This window comes from Clostridiales bacterium, assembly GCA_017569285.1.
GTDB lineage: Bacteria > Bacillota > Clostridia > Christensenellales > Aristaeellaceae > Aristaeella.
This window is the reverse complement of sequence record CP069419.1, coordinates 3,070,680-3,084,876: the sequence shown is the minus strand read 5'-3', so window position 1 is coordinate 3,084,876 and position 14,197 is coordinate 3,070,680. Positions and strand designations below refer to the sequence as shown.

16 protein-coding genes are annotated in these 14,197 nt (G+C 58.8%); 1 reads left to right on the top strand and 15 read right to left on the bottom strand.

What is annotated here, in order from left to right:
• Positions 1-8 precede the first annotated feature (8 nt).
• Positions 9-674: a metallophosphoesterase gene (locus tag JNO48_13560; protein QTE68195.1), complete on the top strand. Its 666-nt coding sequence runs from the start codon at positions 9-11 to the stop codon at positions 672-674.
• A gap of 33 nt (positions 675-707) precedes the next feature.
• Here JNO48_13560 and JNO48_13555 read toward each other — a convergent pair whose 3' ends face one another.
• From JNO48_13555 to JNO48_13485, 15 genes are all read right to left on the bottom strand, one after another.
• Positions 708-1,490 (bottom strand): hypothetical protein, encoded by a 783-nt coding sequence (locus JNO48_13555; GenBank protein QTE68194.1) that lies wholly within the window; start codon positions 1,488-1,490, stop codon positions 708-710.
• A gap of 138 nt (positions 1,491-1,628) precedes the next feature.
• Positions 1,629-2,681, bottom strand: coding sequence for a TlpA family protein disulfide reductase (locus JNO48_13550; GenBank protein QTE68193.1), 1,053 nt, complete (start codon positions 2,679-2,681; stop codon positions 1,629-1,631).
• On the bottom strand, positions 2,678-3,574 hold the full coding sequence (locus tag JNO48_13545) for a 4Fe-4S binding protein (protein QTE69771.1): 897 nt from the start codon (positions 3,572-3,574) through the stop codon (positions 2,678-2,680). Before JNO48_13545 ends, JNO48_13550 begins: the two co-directional genes overlap by 4 nt.
• Positions 3,575-3,587: 13 nt before the next feature.
• Positions 3,588-3,731, bottom strand: coding sequence for a hypothetical protein (locus JNO48_13540; GenBank protein ID QTE68192.1), 144 nt, complete (start codon positions 3,729-3,731; stop codon positions 3,588-3,590).
• Between the two features lie 138 nt (positions 3,732-3,869).
• A complete protein-coding gene (locus tag JNO48_13535; GenBank protein ID QTE68191.1) occupies positions 3,870-5,705 on the bottom strand; it encodes a von Willebrand factor type A domain-containing protein in 1,836 nt (611 codons plus the stop codon).
• A gap of 378 nt (positions 5,706-6,083) precedes the next feature.
• Positions 6,084-6,815, bottom strand: a complete 732-nt coding sequence (locus JNO48_13530; protein QTE68190.1) for a histidinol-phosphatase — start codon at positions 6,813-6,815, stop codon at positions 6,084-6,086.
• The gene (locus JNO48_13525; GenBank protein QTE68189.1) at positions 6,815-7,462 is read right to left on the bottom strand and encodes a bifunctional phosphoribosyl-AMP cyclohydrolase/phosphoribosyl-ATP diphosphatase HisIE; all 648 of its coding nucleotides are present in this window, start codon (positions 7,460-7,462) and stop codon (positions 6,815-6,817) included. The genes JNO48_13530 and JNO48_13525 overlap by 1 nt, the downstream gene beginning before the upstream one ends.
• Positions 7,463-7,508: 46 nt before the next feature.
• Complete coding sequence (gene hisF, locus JNO48_13520; GenBank protein QTE68188.1) at positions 7,509-8,267, bottom strand: imidazole glycerol phosphate synthase subunit HisF; 759 nt, start codon at positions 8,265-8,267, stop codon at positions 7,509-7,511.
• Positions 8,264-8,977: a 1-(5-phosphoribosyl)-5-[(5-phosphoribosylamino)methylideneamino]imidazole-4-carboxamide isomerase gene (hisA, locus tag JNO48_13515; GenBank protein ID QTE68187.1), complete on the bottom strand. Its 714-nt coding sequence runs from the start codon at positions 8,975-8,977 to the stop codon at positions 8,264-8,266. The genes hisF and hisA overlap by 4 nt, the downstream gene beginning before the upstream one ends.
• The gene (gene hisH / locus JNO48_13510; GenBank protein ID QTE68186.1) at positions 8,974-9,594 is read right to left on the bottom strand and encodes an imidazole glycerol phosphate synthase subunit HisH; all 621 of its coding nucleotides are present in this window, start codon (positions 9,592-9,594) and stop codon (positions 8,974-8,976) included. Before hisH ends, hisA begins: the two co-directional genes overlap by 4 nt.
• A complete protein-coding gene (hisB, locus tag JNO48_13505; protein ID QTE68185.1) occupies positions 9,594-10,181 on the bottom strand; it encodes an imidazoleglycerol-phosphate dehydratase HisB in 588 nt (195 codons plus the stop codon). Before hisB ends, hisH begins: the two co-directional genes overlap by 1 nt.
• A 16-nt stretch (positions 10,182-10,197) precedes the next feature.
• On the bottom strand, positions 10,198-11,256 hold the full coding sequence (locus JNO48_13500) for a histidinol-phosphate transaminase (protein ID QTE68184.1): 1,059 nt from the start codon (positions 11,254-11,256) through the stop codon (positions 10,198-10,200).
• Positions 11,257-11,288: 32 nt separating this feature from the next.
• Entirely contained in the window at positions 11,289-12,563 is a 1,275-nt protein-coding gene (gene hisD, locus JNO48_13495; GenBank protein ID QTE68183.1) for a histidinol dehydrogenase, read from the bottom strand.
• Positions 12,560-13,186, bottom strand: coding sequence for an ATP phosphoribosyltransferase (locus tag JNO48_13490; protein ID QTE68182.1), 627 nt, complete (start codon positions 13,184-13,186; stop codon positions 12,560-12,562). Before JNO48_13490 ends, hisD begins: the two co-directional genes overlap by 4 nt.
• Positions 13,179-14,126, bottom strand: coding sequence for an ATP phosphoribosyltransferase regulatory subunit (locus JNO48_13485; GenBank protein QTE68181.1), 948 nt, complete (start codon positions 14,124-14,126; stop codon positions 13,179-13,181). The genes JNO48_13490 and JNO48_13485 overlap by 8 nt, the downstream gene beginning before the upstream one ends.
• Positions 14,127-14,197 lie beyond the last annotated feature (71 nt).

Here is a 14,197-nt window from a genome sequence, read left to right as displayed (position 1 = left end):
AAACAATTATGCGGATTCTGGCTCTCGCGGATGAACCTTCCGATCGGCTGTGGAGCGACCGGTGCAGGGATGCGCTCAGCGGAATTGACCTGATCCTTTCCGCCGGTGACCTTCCCTCCAGCTACCTGTCATTCATCACATGCTTCACCAATGCCCCGGTAATCTATGTCCACGGCAACCATGATGACAAGTATGCCCAGAAGCCGCCGGAGGGCTGCCTCTGTGCGGACGGAAAGATCGTGCAGCTCAAAGGGGTCCGGATTCTCGGTCTCGGCGGCAGCCTGCGTTACCGGCCGGATGCCGTCAATATGTATTCCGAGCAGGAGATGGAAGACCGGATCCGGTCGCTCCGCTGGAATCTCCGTTCCACCGGCGGTTTCGATATTCTCCTCACCCACTCCCCGATCCGCGGTGTGGGCGACCAGGAGCATATCTCCCACCGCGGGTTCGAATGTTTCGGGCCCCTGCTGGACAAGTACCGTCCCGCCGTCATGATCCACGGTCATGTGCACCAGGCCTATTCCGCGTTTTTCCAGCGCCAGCGGGATTACCACGGCATTCCGGTCATCAATGCCTCCACATCCTATGTGTTCGATCTTCCGGATACCCCGGACCGAAAGGAACCGTCCCGCCGGGGACTCCGCATCATGGAAAAAGCCAGCCGCTTCGAGTGAAGCGGCCGGCTTTTTCTTTCCGGCATGGGCGGCTCAGTCCAGCCATTCCTTGCCCGCGGGGACATCCTCCTCGCGTTCGTTCAGCATATATGCCTTATGGCGTTCATCCGGGATAATCCCGGGCTCCATCGCAAACCTTTCTTCCGGCACATGCAGTTTGATCTCTTCATGGTTCAGGATCATCTGAACATAGTCCTGGATGCAGGTCAGCCTCCTCGGCAGCTCCACCCCGTAGGTTTCCTTTGCCGGGGATTTGTGGTTGTCCGATCCGGCGGTCATCACCAGGCCGAACTCCCGTCCGTACCGGATTGCCCGTGCGTCGTCCAGCGGGTCGTTTCCGAAGTTGGCGGCCTCAATTCCGTCGCAGAAGTGCAGTCCCAGGCGGATCCGGTCCATGTAGTTCCGCATCCGGAAAGGATGGGCCTGGATCACACAGCCCCCGGCCTTGTGCACCTCATCCAGCTGCTGCTGCCGGGTCCAGTGTTCCATTTCCGGATGGGCTTTCATATATTCCTTCGTCAGGCCGTAGATCAGGTATTCGTCTCCTTTATGGTTCTCTTCAATTCCGAAGAAAACGTCCAGCCCGATCCGGTCGCCCTCTTCCTTTGCGTCTTCATATCCGCGCCAGTACAGATCCACCCGTTCCTCCCAGGGCAGGTCCCGCGGCACCGCCGTGTTCCCCCGGAAAAAGTGGTCCGTCATGATAATTCCGGTATATCCGATGGATTTGTAATACTGCGCGTGTTCCTTCCCGGTGCTCGTCCCGCAGGCGCTCGCCAGGCAAGTGTGCATGTGGGTTTCATACAAAAACGGCATGATTTCCGATCTCCTTCCCTCAGCAACCGTCTTATATTACACGAAACCCATCCGCTTCGCAAGATAAAAACCGTGCCTGTTGTTGACAAAAAAAGCGGAACGCCCTTCCGGGCGTTCCGTACTGTTTTCCTTACCGGGTTATTTGCCCATCTGCGCCAAAACCGAGTCAATCAGTCCCTCATAGGCAGCCGCGCTCCGGGAGCCCACAGCCGGTCTCCCGACAAGCTGTCCCTGCGAATTCACAAAGTAGGTGGTCGGGATGGCCGTTGCCGGCAGCGCCGCGTCGATTCCGTCCCAGGGCAGCAGGTTCATGTATTTCACGCCGGTCGTGCTGATAATGTCCTCAGCTTCTTCAATCAGGCCCTTGTCGTTGGGTCCGCTGATGTCCACCACCACCCCGATGACGTTCACATCCTTCGCTTTCATTGTCTGGTATAGGGTTTCCAGTCCCGGCATCTCCTGGATGCACGGTCCGCAGAAGGTCCCCCACAGGTTGATCATCGTCAGTTTATAAGGACTGAACAGCTCTTCTGATTTCACCGGATTCCCGGCCAGGTCGGTCGTCTCAAAGGAAATCACGGATCCGCTTTCCGCCGATGCCTGTATTGCCGGTTCCGTTACCCGGATCATGGACGTTTTTTCCTCACAGGCCTTCACCAGTGCTTCGTATTCGTCCCGGTACTTTGCTTCAAATCCGCCGGCAATTTCCCGGTCAGGTCCGGTCTTGCGGAAGTAGCGGTATTCTCCGGCTGATTCGATTTCCTGCAGTCCGTCCACCTGGATGCCGACAACGCCGCCCAGTACATCCAGCAGTTGTCTCACATCCCGGTCCTTTTTGATACCGAATACCCAGAGCAGGTCGGCTGTCCGCTGTGTCACGAATTCCATTTCCTCGTCTGTCAGCTGGTCCTTCCCGGCCAGTTCGGCATATTTCTCACTTGTAAAGGCATAGTAGGTCAGGCCTGCCACATATACGCCGGTGCCCGTAAATTCAAAATCGTACGAGGGCGTGATAACACCTTCTGCCTCCTCGAAAGCCGGCAGTATTTCAATCTGTACACCGGTACCCGGATACTTGAACACCGGTGTGTCCTGCGGAATCTCTTCCGCCGTTACACAGGCCGGAATCAGGCAGATGGATAATGCCAGGATCAGGGTCAGGATGGTTTTCATCATTCCATGGTTCTTCATACAGCATTCCCCTTCTTTCCTTCCCGTTTGCGGATTTCCTTTCCCGCAACGGTATATTTCAGTGCGTGTACGGGGCATGCCTTCATGCACTCCCCGCAGCGGATACATTCCGTGCTGTTCGGTATCTGATGCGGATCCACGTTCATCCTGCATGCCTTTCCGCAGGCGCCGCAGTCCACACAGGCCTCCCTGTCCACCTTCATCCGGACGATGCTCACCTTCTGGAACAGGGAGTAGAACGCGCCCAGGGGGCACAGGTACTTGCAGAACGGCCGGTAAATGAATATGGAGCTCAGCACACACAGGACCAGGATTGCCATCTTCCACCGGAACAGCCATCCGAGGGCCGGGCGCAGTACGTCGTTCATCAGCACCTGCGGAATCCCGCCCTGCAGCGTGCCGACCGGGCACAGGTATTCGCAGAAGAACGGTGCGCCGGATCCGAATTCATCCCTCCAGAACAGCGGAAGCCCGATCACCAGCACCGCCAGCACGATGTACTTCAGCCACCGCAGCGGCCGGTCGATTTTTTCGGGTATTTTCAGCTTCGGCGTCGGGATTTTGTAGAGCAGCTCCTGGATCAGGCCGAAGATACACAGCCATCCGCAGATCAGCCGGCCCGCCAGCATCCCGATGGCGATCAGGTATCCCAGCACATAAAACGGGAATTTCAGCCTCCGCGCGCTCAGCGCGTTCTGCAGCGCTCCGACCGGGCAGGAACCGAGCGCTCCGGGGCAGGAATAGCAGTTCAGTCCGGGCACGCATACGCGCTTCAGCCCGCCTTCGTACAGGTTTGGGCCTCCCGGGAGGAATCCCTGGACATAGGCATTGGACAGCAGGCCCCATCCCAGCTGGACGATCTTCCTCCGGTGCCTTCCGATGGCTGAGGCCATCTTCCTGAAAAACTTACCCAAGGCCGATACACTCCATACAGATCCGGATGGCCTTCCGCAGCACGTCCTCCGCCTGCCCGGTCACCGCGCCGTATACGCACATGCCCAGGGCCGCGATGAAGAACACCGCCGGCAGCCATCTCCGCCATTCTTTCATTATGCCCGATCACTCCTTTTTTTCCGGAGGTTCTTCCAAGAGAATAGCATTGTCCCCCGCAAAAATCAACCGGACATCCATATAACGCGCAAAGGCGGGATATCCTTCCAGATACCCCGCCCGTTTCATTTCCCGCTGTCAGTTTCCACGCTCCAGCAGGTTCACCAGGTACACAAATTCTTCCTTGCAGCTGTCCCCGGTCACGCTGCCGCAGCTCCGCAGCAGTTCCAGTGCGCCGGCATATGTGGCGGTTCCCTTCCACTCGCTGTCCCGCAGGATCATGCCGGTCTCGATCACCGCCGCCGCAAACTTCATGTTGTCATCCATCTCTGTGCTCACCGTCGCGGCACTCACCGGATATTCATACAGCCGGCTTTCGTTGCCGTCCGGCTCCTTGGCACGGATGCTGACAGTCAGCATTTCCTGGCTGCCCACTTTCTGAACTGCCATGGAATACCGGCTTTCCGCGTCACCGAAGTCAAAGTCGGAGCCTGCCGGAACGATCTCATACAGGGCTGTCATCCGGTGCCCGCTGCCGATCTCGCCGCCGTCCACCGCGTCATTCGCGAAATCCTCCGCCTCCAGCAGCCGGTCTTCATAGCCGATCAGCCGGTATCCGCGCACATATGCCGGATTGAAGTCCACCTGGATCTTCACGTCTTTCGCCACGGTGATGAAGGTTCCGCCGCCTTCGGTCACCAGGGCCTTCCGCGCCTCATGGATCGTATCGATATACCAACAGTTGCCGTTGCCGTAATCCGCCAGCGCTTCCATCTTGTTGTCCTTGTAGTTGCCCATGCCGAACCCCAGGCAGGTCAGGCTTACGCCGCCTTTGCGCTTTTCTTCCGCCAGCCGGGCCAGGTCGCCCTCGCTGGTCATGCCGACGTTCAGGTCGCCGTCTGTCGCCAGCAGGATGCGGTTCACACCATCCTTCAGGTAGTACTTCTCCGCGATTTCATATGCCCGCATGATGCCGGCGCTGCCGTTGGTCGATCCGTGAGCTTCCAGCTCGTTGATGGCTTCCATAATCCGGGTCTTTTCCCGGGCCGGCACGCCTTCAATCACCACGCGGTCCCGGCTGGCATAGGTTACGATGGACACCGTGTCTTCCGGCTTCAGGTCATCCAGCAGCATCAGGAACGCGCGCTTCACCAGGTCCAGCCGGTCTTCCCCCTGCATGCTGCCCGATGTATCAATCAGGAACACCAGGTTATGCCCCGGCCGGTTTTCTTCCTCAATCACCTTCGCCTGCAGGCCGATCTGCAGCAGCTGTGTCTTTTCATTCCAGGGGCACGGTGCGCAGGTAATCGTCACGCCGAACGGCTCGTCCCCTTCCGGCTGTTTGTAGTCATACCGGAAATAATTCAGCATCTCCTCAATCCGCACGCTGTCTGCCGGCACCCGTTCCCCGCTCAGAATCTTCCGCCGCAGCAGTGTGTAGCTGGAGGTATCCACGTCCGCCGCAAAGGTGCTCAGCGGGGATACCTTCGTGCTCAGGAAACGGTTGCCCCGGAATGTGGTGTACTCCTCCGTATTCCAGTAACCCGTATCCATCATCTTCATGGCGGCTGCGGTGGTCATCGGCATGGGTGCGTAATTCACACTTGCGTCGGCTTCCGTGCACGCCTCGTACACCACACTGTCCCCGAACAACCATTCCAGGCCCGAATCGGTCGGCTTGTACGCTTTCTTCGTACATTCCGCCAGCACGTTCATCGTGGTCTCGTCCGCCATTCCCGTTGCCAGCAGCCTGTTATCCTTCTGGAACCACTGCAGCGCTTTCTCCGTAGCGTCATCAAATGTTCCGGTGGCATTTCCCTCCAGGTACTCCAGCTCAATCAGCCTCGTCTGGATCCATGTCACTTTCTCTCCGCTGTCGCCCTTCCGCAGGATCTCGTTTCCTTCCGCGAACGCCGCCGCCATCCCGGTCAGCGCCAGGACCGCCGCCAGCAATGCCGCAATGATCTTTTTCATCTCCGTGTTCTCCTTTCAGTGTCCGGTTCTCCCGGTCTCATCCTGTCAGACGCACGGAATCCGAAAAAGTTCCCGGCCGATTTTTATTTTTTACATCCTTTCAATTGCAAGTATTTTCTGACAAGCGAAAACCCGGGGTGTTTCGTTTCGGGACGTTATGAAGCAAGCCGATGCTTAGCGATTGCCGAGCTGTAAAGCGACGGCAGAGCTTAGCAGCCGCTGCGTGCTGAATACAGGCGAGAGCCGTGTCCCGAGACGAAATTCCTCGGATTGAAGCGAACTGAGGAGCGACCAGGCAAGAAAAATCCCAAATCGGGTTTTACTGAGTTTGAGCATCATTATATGTTTTTTACAAAGAAAAAGCAGGGTTTCCCCTGCTTATTTCCCTTCCCACTCATCAAACCGGAACGCGATATTCTCCTTCGCGTGCGCGTCGCTGGACATGATGAGCTTTCCGCCGTGTTCCCGGATATAATCCCGGATCTCCTTCGCCGGATACGGCGTTGTCCGGTATCCCCGGGAGATTGCGCCGGTGTTCACCTCAAAGGGTTTCCCGGTCTTCAGCAGCTCATCCGCCGCCTGCTGCCAGGCTTTCACATACCGCGGATGGTTTGTGTCAAAGGCAGGATCCTGCTCGATGAACTTGGTAATCAGGTCAAAATGCCCGATGATGTCGCATTTCGTCACTTCCACTACTTTGGCCATCATCGCGTAGTAAGCTTCCGCCAGGGCGTAGAAGTCGCCGCCGAAATACTTGTCCGCACCTTCCCGCAGCTTTTCCGCCATGTAGTCAACGGGCACATGATGTCCGTCCGGCATGGCAAGCCAGTGAACCGATCCGATCGTATAGTCGTAATCAGCAAAGTCGTCGGTAAAGTAGTCCCGTTCCAGCCCACACAGCACGCGGATCTGTCCGGCATACTTTTCCTTCAGCCGGGCGATCTCCGCACGGTAGTCCGCGCTCTGCTCCAGCGTCATCCCGCAGGGGTCCCCGGAGCTGTGGTCGGAAATCCCGACGGTTTCCAGTCCCTTCCGGATTGCTTCCTGTACCATCTCCTCCGCCGTATTCGTCCCGTCGGACCAGACGGTATGCATGTGAAGATCGAACATCAGACCATTTTCTCCTGCTTTACTTTCTTGTCAATCACATGGCGGGATGCCAGCTCCCGGTGGATATCCTCCAGGGAGATCCCCGCTTCAATCATCAGCACCATGACGTGGTACGCAAGGTCCGCGATTTCATACACAGTGTTCTTCTTGTCCTTGTCCTTCGCGGCGATGATCACTTCCGTGGTCTCCTCGCCCACCTTCTTCAGGATCTTGTCCAGTCCTTTCTCAAACAGGTAGGTAGTATAGGAGCCTTCCTTCTTCTCGATCTTCCGGCCGATCAGCAGGTTCATCAGCCCTTCGTAGGTGAACTCATGCAGCTCATCGCTCTCCCACACTTCGTCGTTGAAGCAGGATTCCGCGCCGGTATGGCAGGCCGGGCCGTCCTTTTCCACCTTCACCAGCAGGGCATCCCGGTCGCAGTCCGCCGTAATGGATACGATATGCTGGTAGTTGCCGCTGGTCTCACCCTTCAGCCACAGTTCCTGCCGGCTCCGGCTCCAGAAGCAGGTCAGCCCCTTCTCCATGGAGATCTTCAGGCTTTCCTTATTCATGTACGCCAGCGTCAGCACCTTGCCGCTGATGGCATCCGTCACAATCGCCGGAATCAGTCCTTTTTCATCAAACTTCAGTTCATCGATATTCAGCATGGTTTCCTGCTCCTTTACAGATGTATATATTTTACCGGAATCCGGTTCAGATCCTCGCGCTGATCCCGTTCCTTCGCATTTCCTGCTTCAGGTCGGCAATCTTCACTTCCCCGAAGTGGAAGATGGAAGCCGCCAGCCCCGCGTCCACACCGGGCAGCGTTTTGAACAGCGTAATGAAGTCCTCGATCTTCCCGGCGCCGCCGGAGGCGATCACCGGCACCTTCACCGCGCAGCACACCTTCTCCAGCAGTTCCAGGTCAAATCCCTGCTTCACGCCGTCCGTGTCCATGGAGTTCACCACGACCTCACCGGCGCCTTCGCCGACACAGCGGCGGACCCACTCGATTGCTTCCAGCCCGGTGTTCTCCCGGCCGCCCTTGGCGAAGATCCGGAATACGCCGTCCACCCGCTTCACGTCCACGCTCAGCACCACGCACTGGTCGCCGTACAGCCTGGCTGCCTTGCCCACCAGCGAAGGATCCCGGATCGCGCCGGAGTTGACCGACACCTTGTCCGCACCGCACTTCAGCACACGGTCAAAGTCATCCGTCGTGTTGATGCCTCCGCCGACCGTCAGCGGAATGAATACCGTCCGCGCGGTTTCCGTCAGGATATCCGTAAACAGCGCCCGGCCCTCCGCGCTGGCGGTAATGTCGTAAAACACCAGCTCGTCCGCGCCGCAGTCGCTGTAATACTTGGCCAGCTTCACCGGGGAATCCACGTCCCCAAGGTTCTGGAAATTCACGCCCTTGACCACCCGTCCGTCCTTCACGTCCAGGCAGGGTATAATTCTCTTGGTAATCACCGGGCCGCCTCCAATGCTTTCTTCAGGTCAATATCGCCTGTGTAGTAGGCCTTGCCGATAATCGCGCCGTACAGGTTCATCTTCCGCAGGCTTTCCACGTCCTCCAGGCTGGATACCCCGCCGGATGCCGTAATCTGCAGCCCCAGTTCCTCAGACAGCTGCCTGTACATTTCGCGGTTTGTCCCGCGCATTGCGCCGTCCCGGGAGATATCCGTGCAGATCAGGGTCTTTACGCCGATCTTTTCCATCTTCCGGCAGAAGTCCATCAGGCCGATGGAGGATTTTTCCGTCCATCCCTTCACGGCGATAAATCCGTCCCGGACGTCCGCGCCGACGGCGATCTTCTCCCCGTATTTTTCCACCGCCGCGGTCAGGAATTTCTCATCCTCCACCGCCGCCGTCCCGAGGATCACCCGGTCCAGCCCGGCGTCCAGGTAGCGCTTCACAACCTCCATGCTCCGGATGCCGCCGCCGATCTCGCAGAACAGTCCGCTGCTCTCCCGGATCCGGATCACCGTCTCCAGGTTCGGTGTCTCGCCGCTCTTTGCGCCCTCCAGGTCCACCAGGTGGGCATGGGTCGTGCCGCAGGCGGCAAAGTCCTTCCCGATCTCTTCCGGATGCTCGCTGTAAACGGTCATCTGGGCATAGTCGCCCTTGAACAGGCGGACCGCCTTGCCTTCAAACAAATCAATCGCGGGAAACAGGATCATGCGATTCCCTCCGTTTCACAGAAGGCCCGCAGGATCTGCAGTCCCGTATTGCTGCTCTTTTCCGGATGGAACTGGCAGCCGAACACGTTGTCCTTGCCGACACACGCGGTAATCTCTTCGCCGTATTCCACCGTGGCCAGCAGGGACTCTTCGCATTCCACCGCGCTGAAGGAGTGGACAAAGTACACATAATCCCCCTCCCGGGTGTACTTCAGCAGCGGGGATTCCTTTTTGATCTTCAGGTCATTCCATCCCATCTGGGGAATCTTCAGGTTTTCCGGAATCCGACCGGCCATCGGGCGGATCACGCCCTTCAGCAGGCCCAGTCCCGGATGCTCGCCGTATTCATAGCTGCGCTCAAACAGCATCTGCATTCCCAGGCAGATGCCCAGCAGCGGCTTTCCCTTCGCCGCCTCCTCCCGGACCACTTCATCCAGTCCGCTTTCCCGCAGCTTGCGCGCGGCGTCTTCAAAGGCGCCGACGCCGGGCAGGATCACCCGGTCTGCCGACCGGATCCGTTCCGGATCGGCAGTCACCTCGGCATCCTCGCCGATTGCCGCGAAGGAGGAGCGAAGGGAAAACAAATTCCCGACGCCATAGTCAATGATGGCTGTCATCACAGTACTCCTTTCGTGGAGGGAATCTCACCCGCTGTGTCCGGGTCGATCTTCACGGCCGCCCGCAGGCTCCGGGCCACGCTCTTGAACGCCCCCTCAATGATGTGGTGGCTGTTCCGTCCCGCCAGCTGGCGGATATGCAGCGTGCACCGCGCGTTCTGGGCAAATGCCTGGAAGAAATCCTCCACCAGCTCGGTGTCGAATGTCCCGACCTTCTCCGTCGGAATGACCAGCCCGTAAGCCAGCATTCCCCGTCCGGAAATGTCCACGGCGCTCTCGATCAGGCTCTCGTCCATCGGCAGCAGCATGCTCCCGTACCGGGTAATTCCCTTCCGGTCGCCCAGCGCCTTGTCAAAGGCCTGGCCCAGGGCGATTCCGATATCCTCTGTGGAGTGGTGGTCGTCCACCCAGGTGTCGCCCTTGCAGGTCACCTGCAGGTTGAACCGGCCGTGCCGGGCAAACAGCTCCAGCATGTGGTTCAGGAATCCGACTCCCGTGTCAATCGCGTATTCTCCGGTTCCGTCCAGGTCCAGCCGGACCTGCACGTCCGTTTCGCCCGTCTTCCGGCTGATCTCGCTCTGCCGCATACCGCAGTCCTCCTTTTTATGCTTTCAGGATCCGGCTGATCTTTTCGATCACCGTCTCCATGTCTTCCCGGGTACCGATCGTAATCCGGTTGTAATCCTTGATCCGTTCCACGCTGAAGTGGCGGATCAGGACGCCCTGTTCCTTCAGCTTCAGGTACAGGTCCTCACCGGAGATTTCCGGGTGCCGGGCAAACAGGAAGTTCGTCCGGGAAGGCGTTACCTCAAATCCAAGCTCCTCGAATTTCTGCCGGGCCCACTCGCGGGTTTCGATAATCCTGCGGCAGTTCTCCATGTTGTATTCGTCGTTCTCCACGCACACCGTCCCGGCCGCCATGGTCACGCTGTCAATGTTGTAGGGATTGGTGGAAAACTGCACCGTCTTCAGGTCCCGGATCAGCTCCGGGTTCGCGATGCCGATTCCCAGCCGGGCGCCCGCCATGCTGCGGCTCTTGGAGAACGTCTGGGTTACCAGCAGGTTGTCATATTCCCGGATCAGCGGCACGCAGCTTTCCGCGCCGAAGTCCACATACGCCTCGTCCACAACCACCACGTTGTAGGGATTCTGCTCCAGGATCTGCACAATCTCCTCCCGCGTCAGGGCAATGGCCGTCGGTGCGTTCGGGTTGGCGATGAAGATCGTCCCGGCTGTCTGGAAATAGTCCTGAATCCGGATGGTCAGGTCGTCCTGCAGCGGAATCTCCCGGTACGGCACCTGGTCAATCTGCGCGAACACCGGGTAGAATCCGTAAGTGATATCCGCGAATACCGCCGGCGTATGCTTGTCGCAGAATGCCATAAACGCGAAGTTCAGCACCTCATCCGATCCGTTTGTGATGATCAGCTCATCCATCGAAACGTTCAGCCGTTTGGCCAGGGCCGCCCGCAGGCTGGTGCTTTCTGTGTCCGAATAGAGCTGCAGGCTCTTTGCGGCCTCCTCCGCGGCTTTTGCCACCGCGGGGTGCGGCGGATACGGATTCTCGTTGGTGTTCAGCTTGATGTACTTCTGGTTCCGCGGCTGTTCTCCCGGTACATATGCCTTCAGGGTCGCGTACTTATCCGAAAAATAACGGCTCATATTCCACTGTCTCCCTGATTCCGTTAATCTTTTTATTCCCTGGTGCGGATCGTGGCGCTGCGCGCGTGCGCGGTCAGCCCTTCCTTCCGCGCAAACAGGTCCACGTCCTCCGCAACCCGTGCCAGCGCGTCCCGCGTGAAGTAAGTATACTGCGTTTTCTTCACAAAGTCATCCACCGACAGCGGGCTGGAGAACTTCGCCGTTCCCTGCGTGGGCAGGGTGTGGTTCGGTCCCGCCAGGTAGTCGCCCAGCGCCTCCGGGCAGTTACGGCCCATGAATACGGATCCCGCGTGCCGGATGCTGTCCAGGTAGTCAAACGGATTGTCCACGCACAGCTCCAGGTGTTCCGGCGCGATCTCGTTTGCGATGTCGATGGCCTTCTTCAGGTCGTCTGCCACAATGATCTTGCCGTTGTTGTCAATGGATGCCCGGGCGATTTCGTACCGTTCCAGCTCCGGCAGCTGCTTCTCCAGCTCCTTGCTGACTGCCTTGGCCAGCTTCATGGAGTCGGTCACCAGCACCGCGCTGGCCAGCTTGTCGTGCTCCGCCTGGCTCAGCAGGTCCGCCGCCAGGTAAGCCGGGTTGCTCTTTCCGTCCGCCACCACCAGGATCTCGCTCGGCCCGGCGATCATATCGATGGAAACCACGCCGTATACCTGGCGCTTTGCCTCCGCCACAAACGCGTTCCCGGGCCCGACAATCTTGTCCACCTTCGGCACGGATTCCGTTCCGTATGCCAGCGCCGCGATGGCCTGCGCGCCGCCTGCCTTCACGATTCGGTCCGCCCCGGCGATCTTCGCCGCCGCCAGGATCACGGGATTGATCTTCCCGTCCGCTCCCGGAGGGGTGGTCACGATCACTTCCTTCACCCCGGCGATCTTCGCGGGGATCACATCCATCAGCACGGTGGAGGGGTATGCCGCGGTGCCGCCGGGTACATACAGGCCCGCTCGGTCCACAGGAATCACCTTCTGGCCCATCACGATGCCATCCTCATCGTTGATGATAAACGAGTTCCGCACCTGCCGGCTGTGGAATTTCCGGATGTTCGCCGCAGCCTTTTCCAGCACGGCGATGAATTCCGGCTCCACCTGCCGGATGCCTTCCTCCATCTCCTTCTTCGTTACGGTCAGGCTCCGCACCGTCGCCTTGTCAAACTTCTTTGTATATTCCCGCAGCGCCTTGTCGCCCTTTTCGCGCACGTTGCGGATAATTTCCGCCACGGTGTCCGTCACGTTCACGGTCGGCATCGTGCGGGCAAAAATCTCCGTATTCGGCGTCTCGCCGTATTTCATAATCCGGATCATTCCTGGGACACTTCCTTCCTGAGCTCATTCACAAGCCGTTCAATCGGTTCCGTCTTGAATTTGAATCCCGCCTTGTTCGCAATCAGCCGGGCGGAGATTGGCACGATGGTCTCAATAACCTCCAGGTGGTTTTCCCGCAGGGTCGTCCCCGTCTCCACGATATCGACGATCACGTCGCTCAGTCCCAGGATCGGGGCAATCTCAATCGATCCGTTCAGGTGGATGATGTCGATGTCCCGTCCGAGGGAGGTGTAATAGTCTCTTGCAATGCGGCTGAACTTCGTTGCCACCCGCAGCGTCCGGTCCTGGTTGTCTTTGAATCCTTCCGGCGCAGCCACGGCCATCCGGCATTTGCCCACGTTCAGGTCCAGCAGCTCGTACACATCCGGCCGGTACTCCAGCAGGATGTCCTTGCCTGCCACGCCGATATCCGCGGCGCCGCGTTCCACATAGATGGCCACGTCCGAAGGCTTCACCCAGAAATAGCGGACGCCGGCTTCCTCGTTGTCAAAAATCAGTTTCCGGCTGTTCTCCAGCAGGGCGGGGCACTCAAAGCCCGCCCCGGCAAACATGGCGTAAACCTTTTCCCCCAGTCTGCCCTTGGGAAGTGCGATGTTAAGCATTCGTCCCTGCCTCCTCGTTCAGCCGTTCCAGCATATTCAGGAATACCGCGAATCCCACGGCCTTGTCGTGCCGGCCCATCCGGCGCATCAGGTGGTCATACTGCCCGCCGGAGAGCACACTGCCGGGAATGCCGCTGATGAATCCCTTGAAAGCGATCCCGTTGTAGTACTTCGTGTCTCCCGTCGCGGAGAAGTCCACGCGGATCTTGTTCTCCATCGGGGTTCCCGCGAATCCGGCTACCGCCCGGCCCAGCTCCGCCGCGGCTTCACCCACGCCGTTTTCCTCGGCCAGTGCCCGGATTTTGGGCATTACGCTCTTCGGCGTACCATACAGGCTCAGCAGCTGGATCAGCGGCTCCTCGGCGCCTTCCGCAATGCCGTTTTCCCGGCAGATGCGGCGGATCCCGTGCAGGTTCTTCTCCCCGGCGCAGTGCAGGATCGCCTCCCGCGTTGCCGCGTCAGGGGCAATCTGGTCCACAAAGGAGCTCAGGATATCCAGGTGGCTCACTTCCAGCACAAACTCATCCGCGCACAGCTTCAGGCTTTCCGCCGCCAGCTTTAGCACCTCGGCCACGCACGCGCCGTCCACGCTGCCCATGCATTCCACGCCGACCTGGGTCTGCTCGCGGAAGCCGTCCTCGGCGGATGTCACGCGGTATACGTTCTCATGGTAGTATACCTTGCGGATCTGCCCGGGATTGTCCCGTCCGTTCTTGATTATGGACAGCGTCACGTCCGGCTTCAGGGCCATCAGGCGCCCGTTCGTATCCGTAAAGGTAATCACGCTGTCGGAAAACAGGAAGTCCTTGTTCCGGCTGTACAGGTCGTATTCCTCAAACTTGCCCATCCGGTACCGGCTGTACCCGTAGCCGTTATACAGTCCCCGGAGGCGGAAGCCGATCCGCTCCTGCGCGTCCATTACCTGATCCTCGATCATCATTCCGGTTCACCTCATCCGTTCGGTTTCATCCTACTATACATTCTTTTGGCGGCCGGGGGAACCCCCTCGCC

Bases quoted from the DNA above. Each gene is read 5' to 3' on its own strand.
- JNO48_13560 (QTE68195.1), top strand. From the start codon at position 9: ATGCGGATTCTGGCTCTCGCGGATGAACCTTCCGATCGGCTGTGGAGC.
- JNO48_13555 (QTE68194.1), bottom strand. From the start codon at position 1,490: ATGCCGTTTTTGTATGAAACCCACATGCACACTTGCCTGGCGAGCGCC.
- JNO48_13550 (QTE68193.1), bottom strand. From the start codon at position 2,681: ATGAAGAACCATGGAATGATGAAAACCATCCTGACCCTGATCCTGGCA.
- JNO48_13545 (QTE69771.1), bottom strand. From the start codon at position 3,574: ATGGCCTCAGCCATCGGAAGGCACCGGAGGAAGATCGTCCAGCTGGGA.
- JNO48_13540 (QTE68192.1), bottom strand. From the start codon at position 3,731: ATGAAAGAATGGCGGAGATGGCTGCCGGCGGTGTTCTTCATCGCGGCC.
- JNO48_13535 (QTE68191.1), bottom strand. From the start codon at position 5,705: ATGAAAAAGATCATTGCGGCATTGCTGGCGGCGGTCCTGGCGCTGACC.
- JNO48_13530 (QTE68190.1), bottom strand. From the start codon at position 6,815: ATGTTCGATCTTCACATGCATACCGTCTGGTCCGACGGGACGAATACG.
- JNO48_13525 (QTE68189.1), bottom strand. From the start codon at position 7,462: ATGCTGAATATCGATGAACTGAAGTTTGATGAAAAAGGACTGATTCCG.
- hisA (QTE68187.1), bottom strand. From the start codon at position 8,977: ATGATCCTGTTTCCCGCGATTGATTTGTTTGAAGGCAAGGCGGTCCGC.
- hisH (QTE68186.1), bottom strand. From the start codon at position 9,594: ATGACAGCCATCATTGACTATGGCGTCGGGAATTTGTTTTCCCTTCGC.
- hisB (QTE68185.1), bottom strand. From the start codon at position 10,181: ATGCGGCAGAGCGAGATCAGCCGGAAGACGGGCGAAACGGACGTGCAG.
- JNO48_13500 (QTE68184.1), bottom strand. From the start codon at position 11,256: ATGAGCCGTTATTTTTCGGATAAGTACGCGACCCTGAAGGCATATGTA.
- hisD (QTE68183.1), bottom strand. From the start codon at position 12,563: ATGATCCGGATTATGAAATACGGCGAGACGCCGAATACGGAGATTTTT.
- JNO48_13490 (QTE68182.1), bottom strand. From the start codon at position 13,186: ATGCTTAACATCGCACTTCCCAAGGGCAGACTGGGGGAAAAGGTTTAC.
- JNO48_13485 (QTE68181.1), bottom strand. From the start codon at position 14,126: ATGATGATCGAGGATCAGGTAATGGACGCGCAGGAGCGGATCGGCTTC.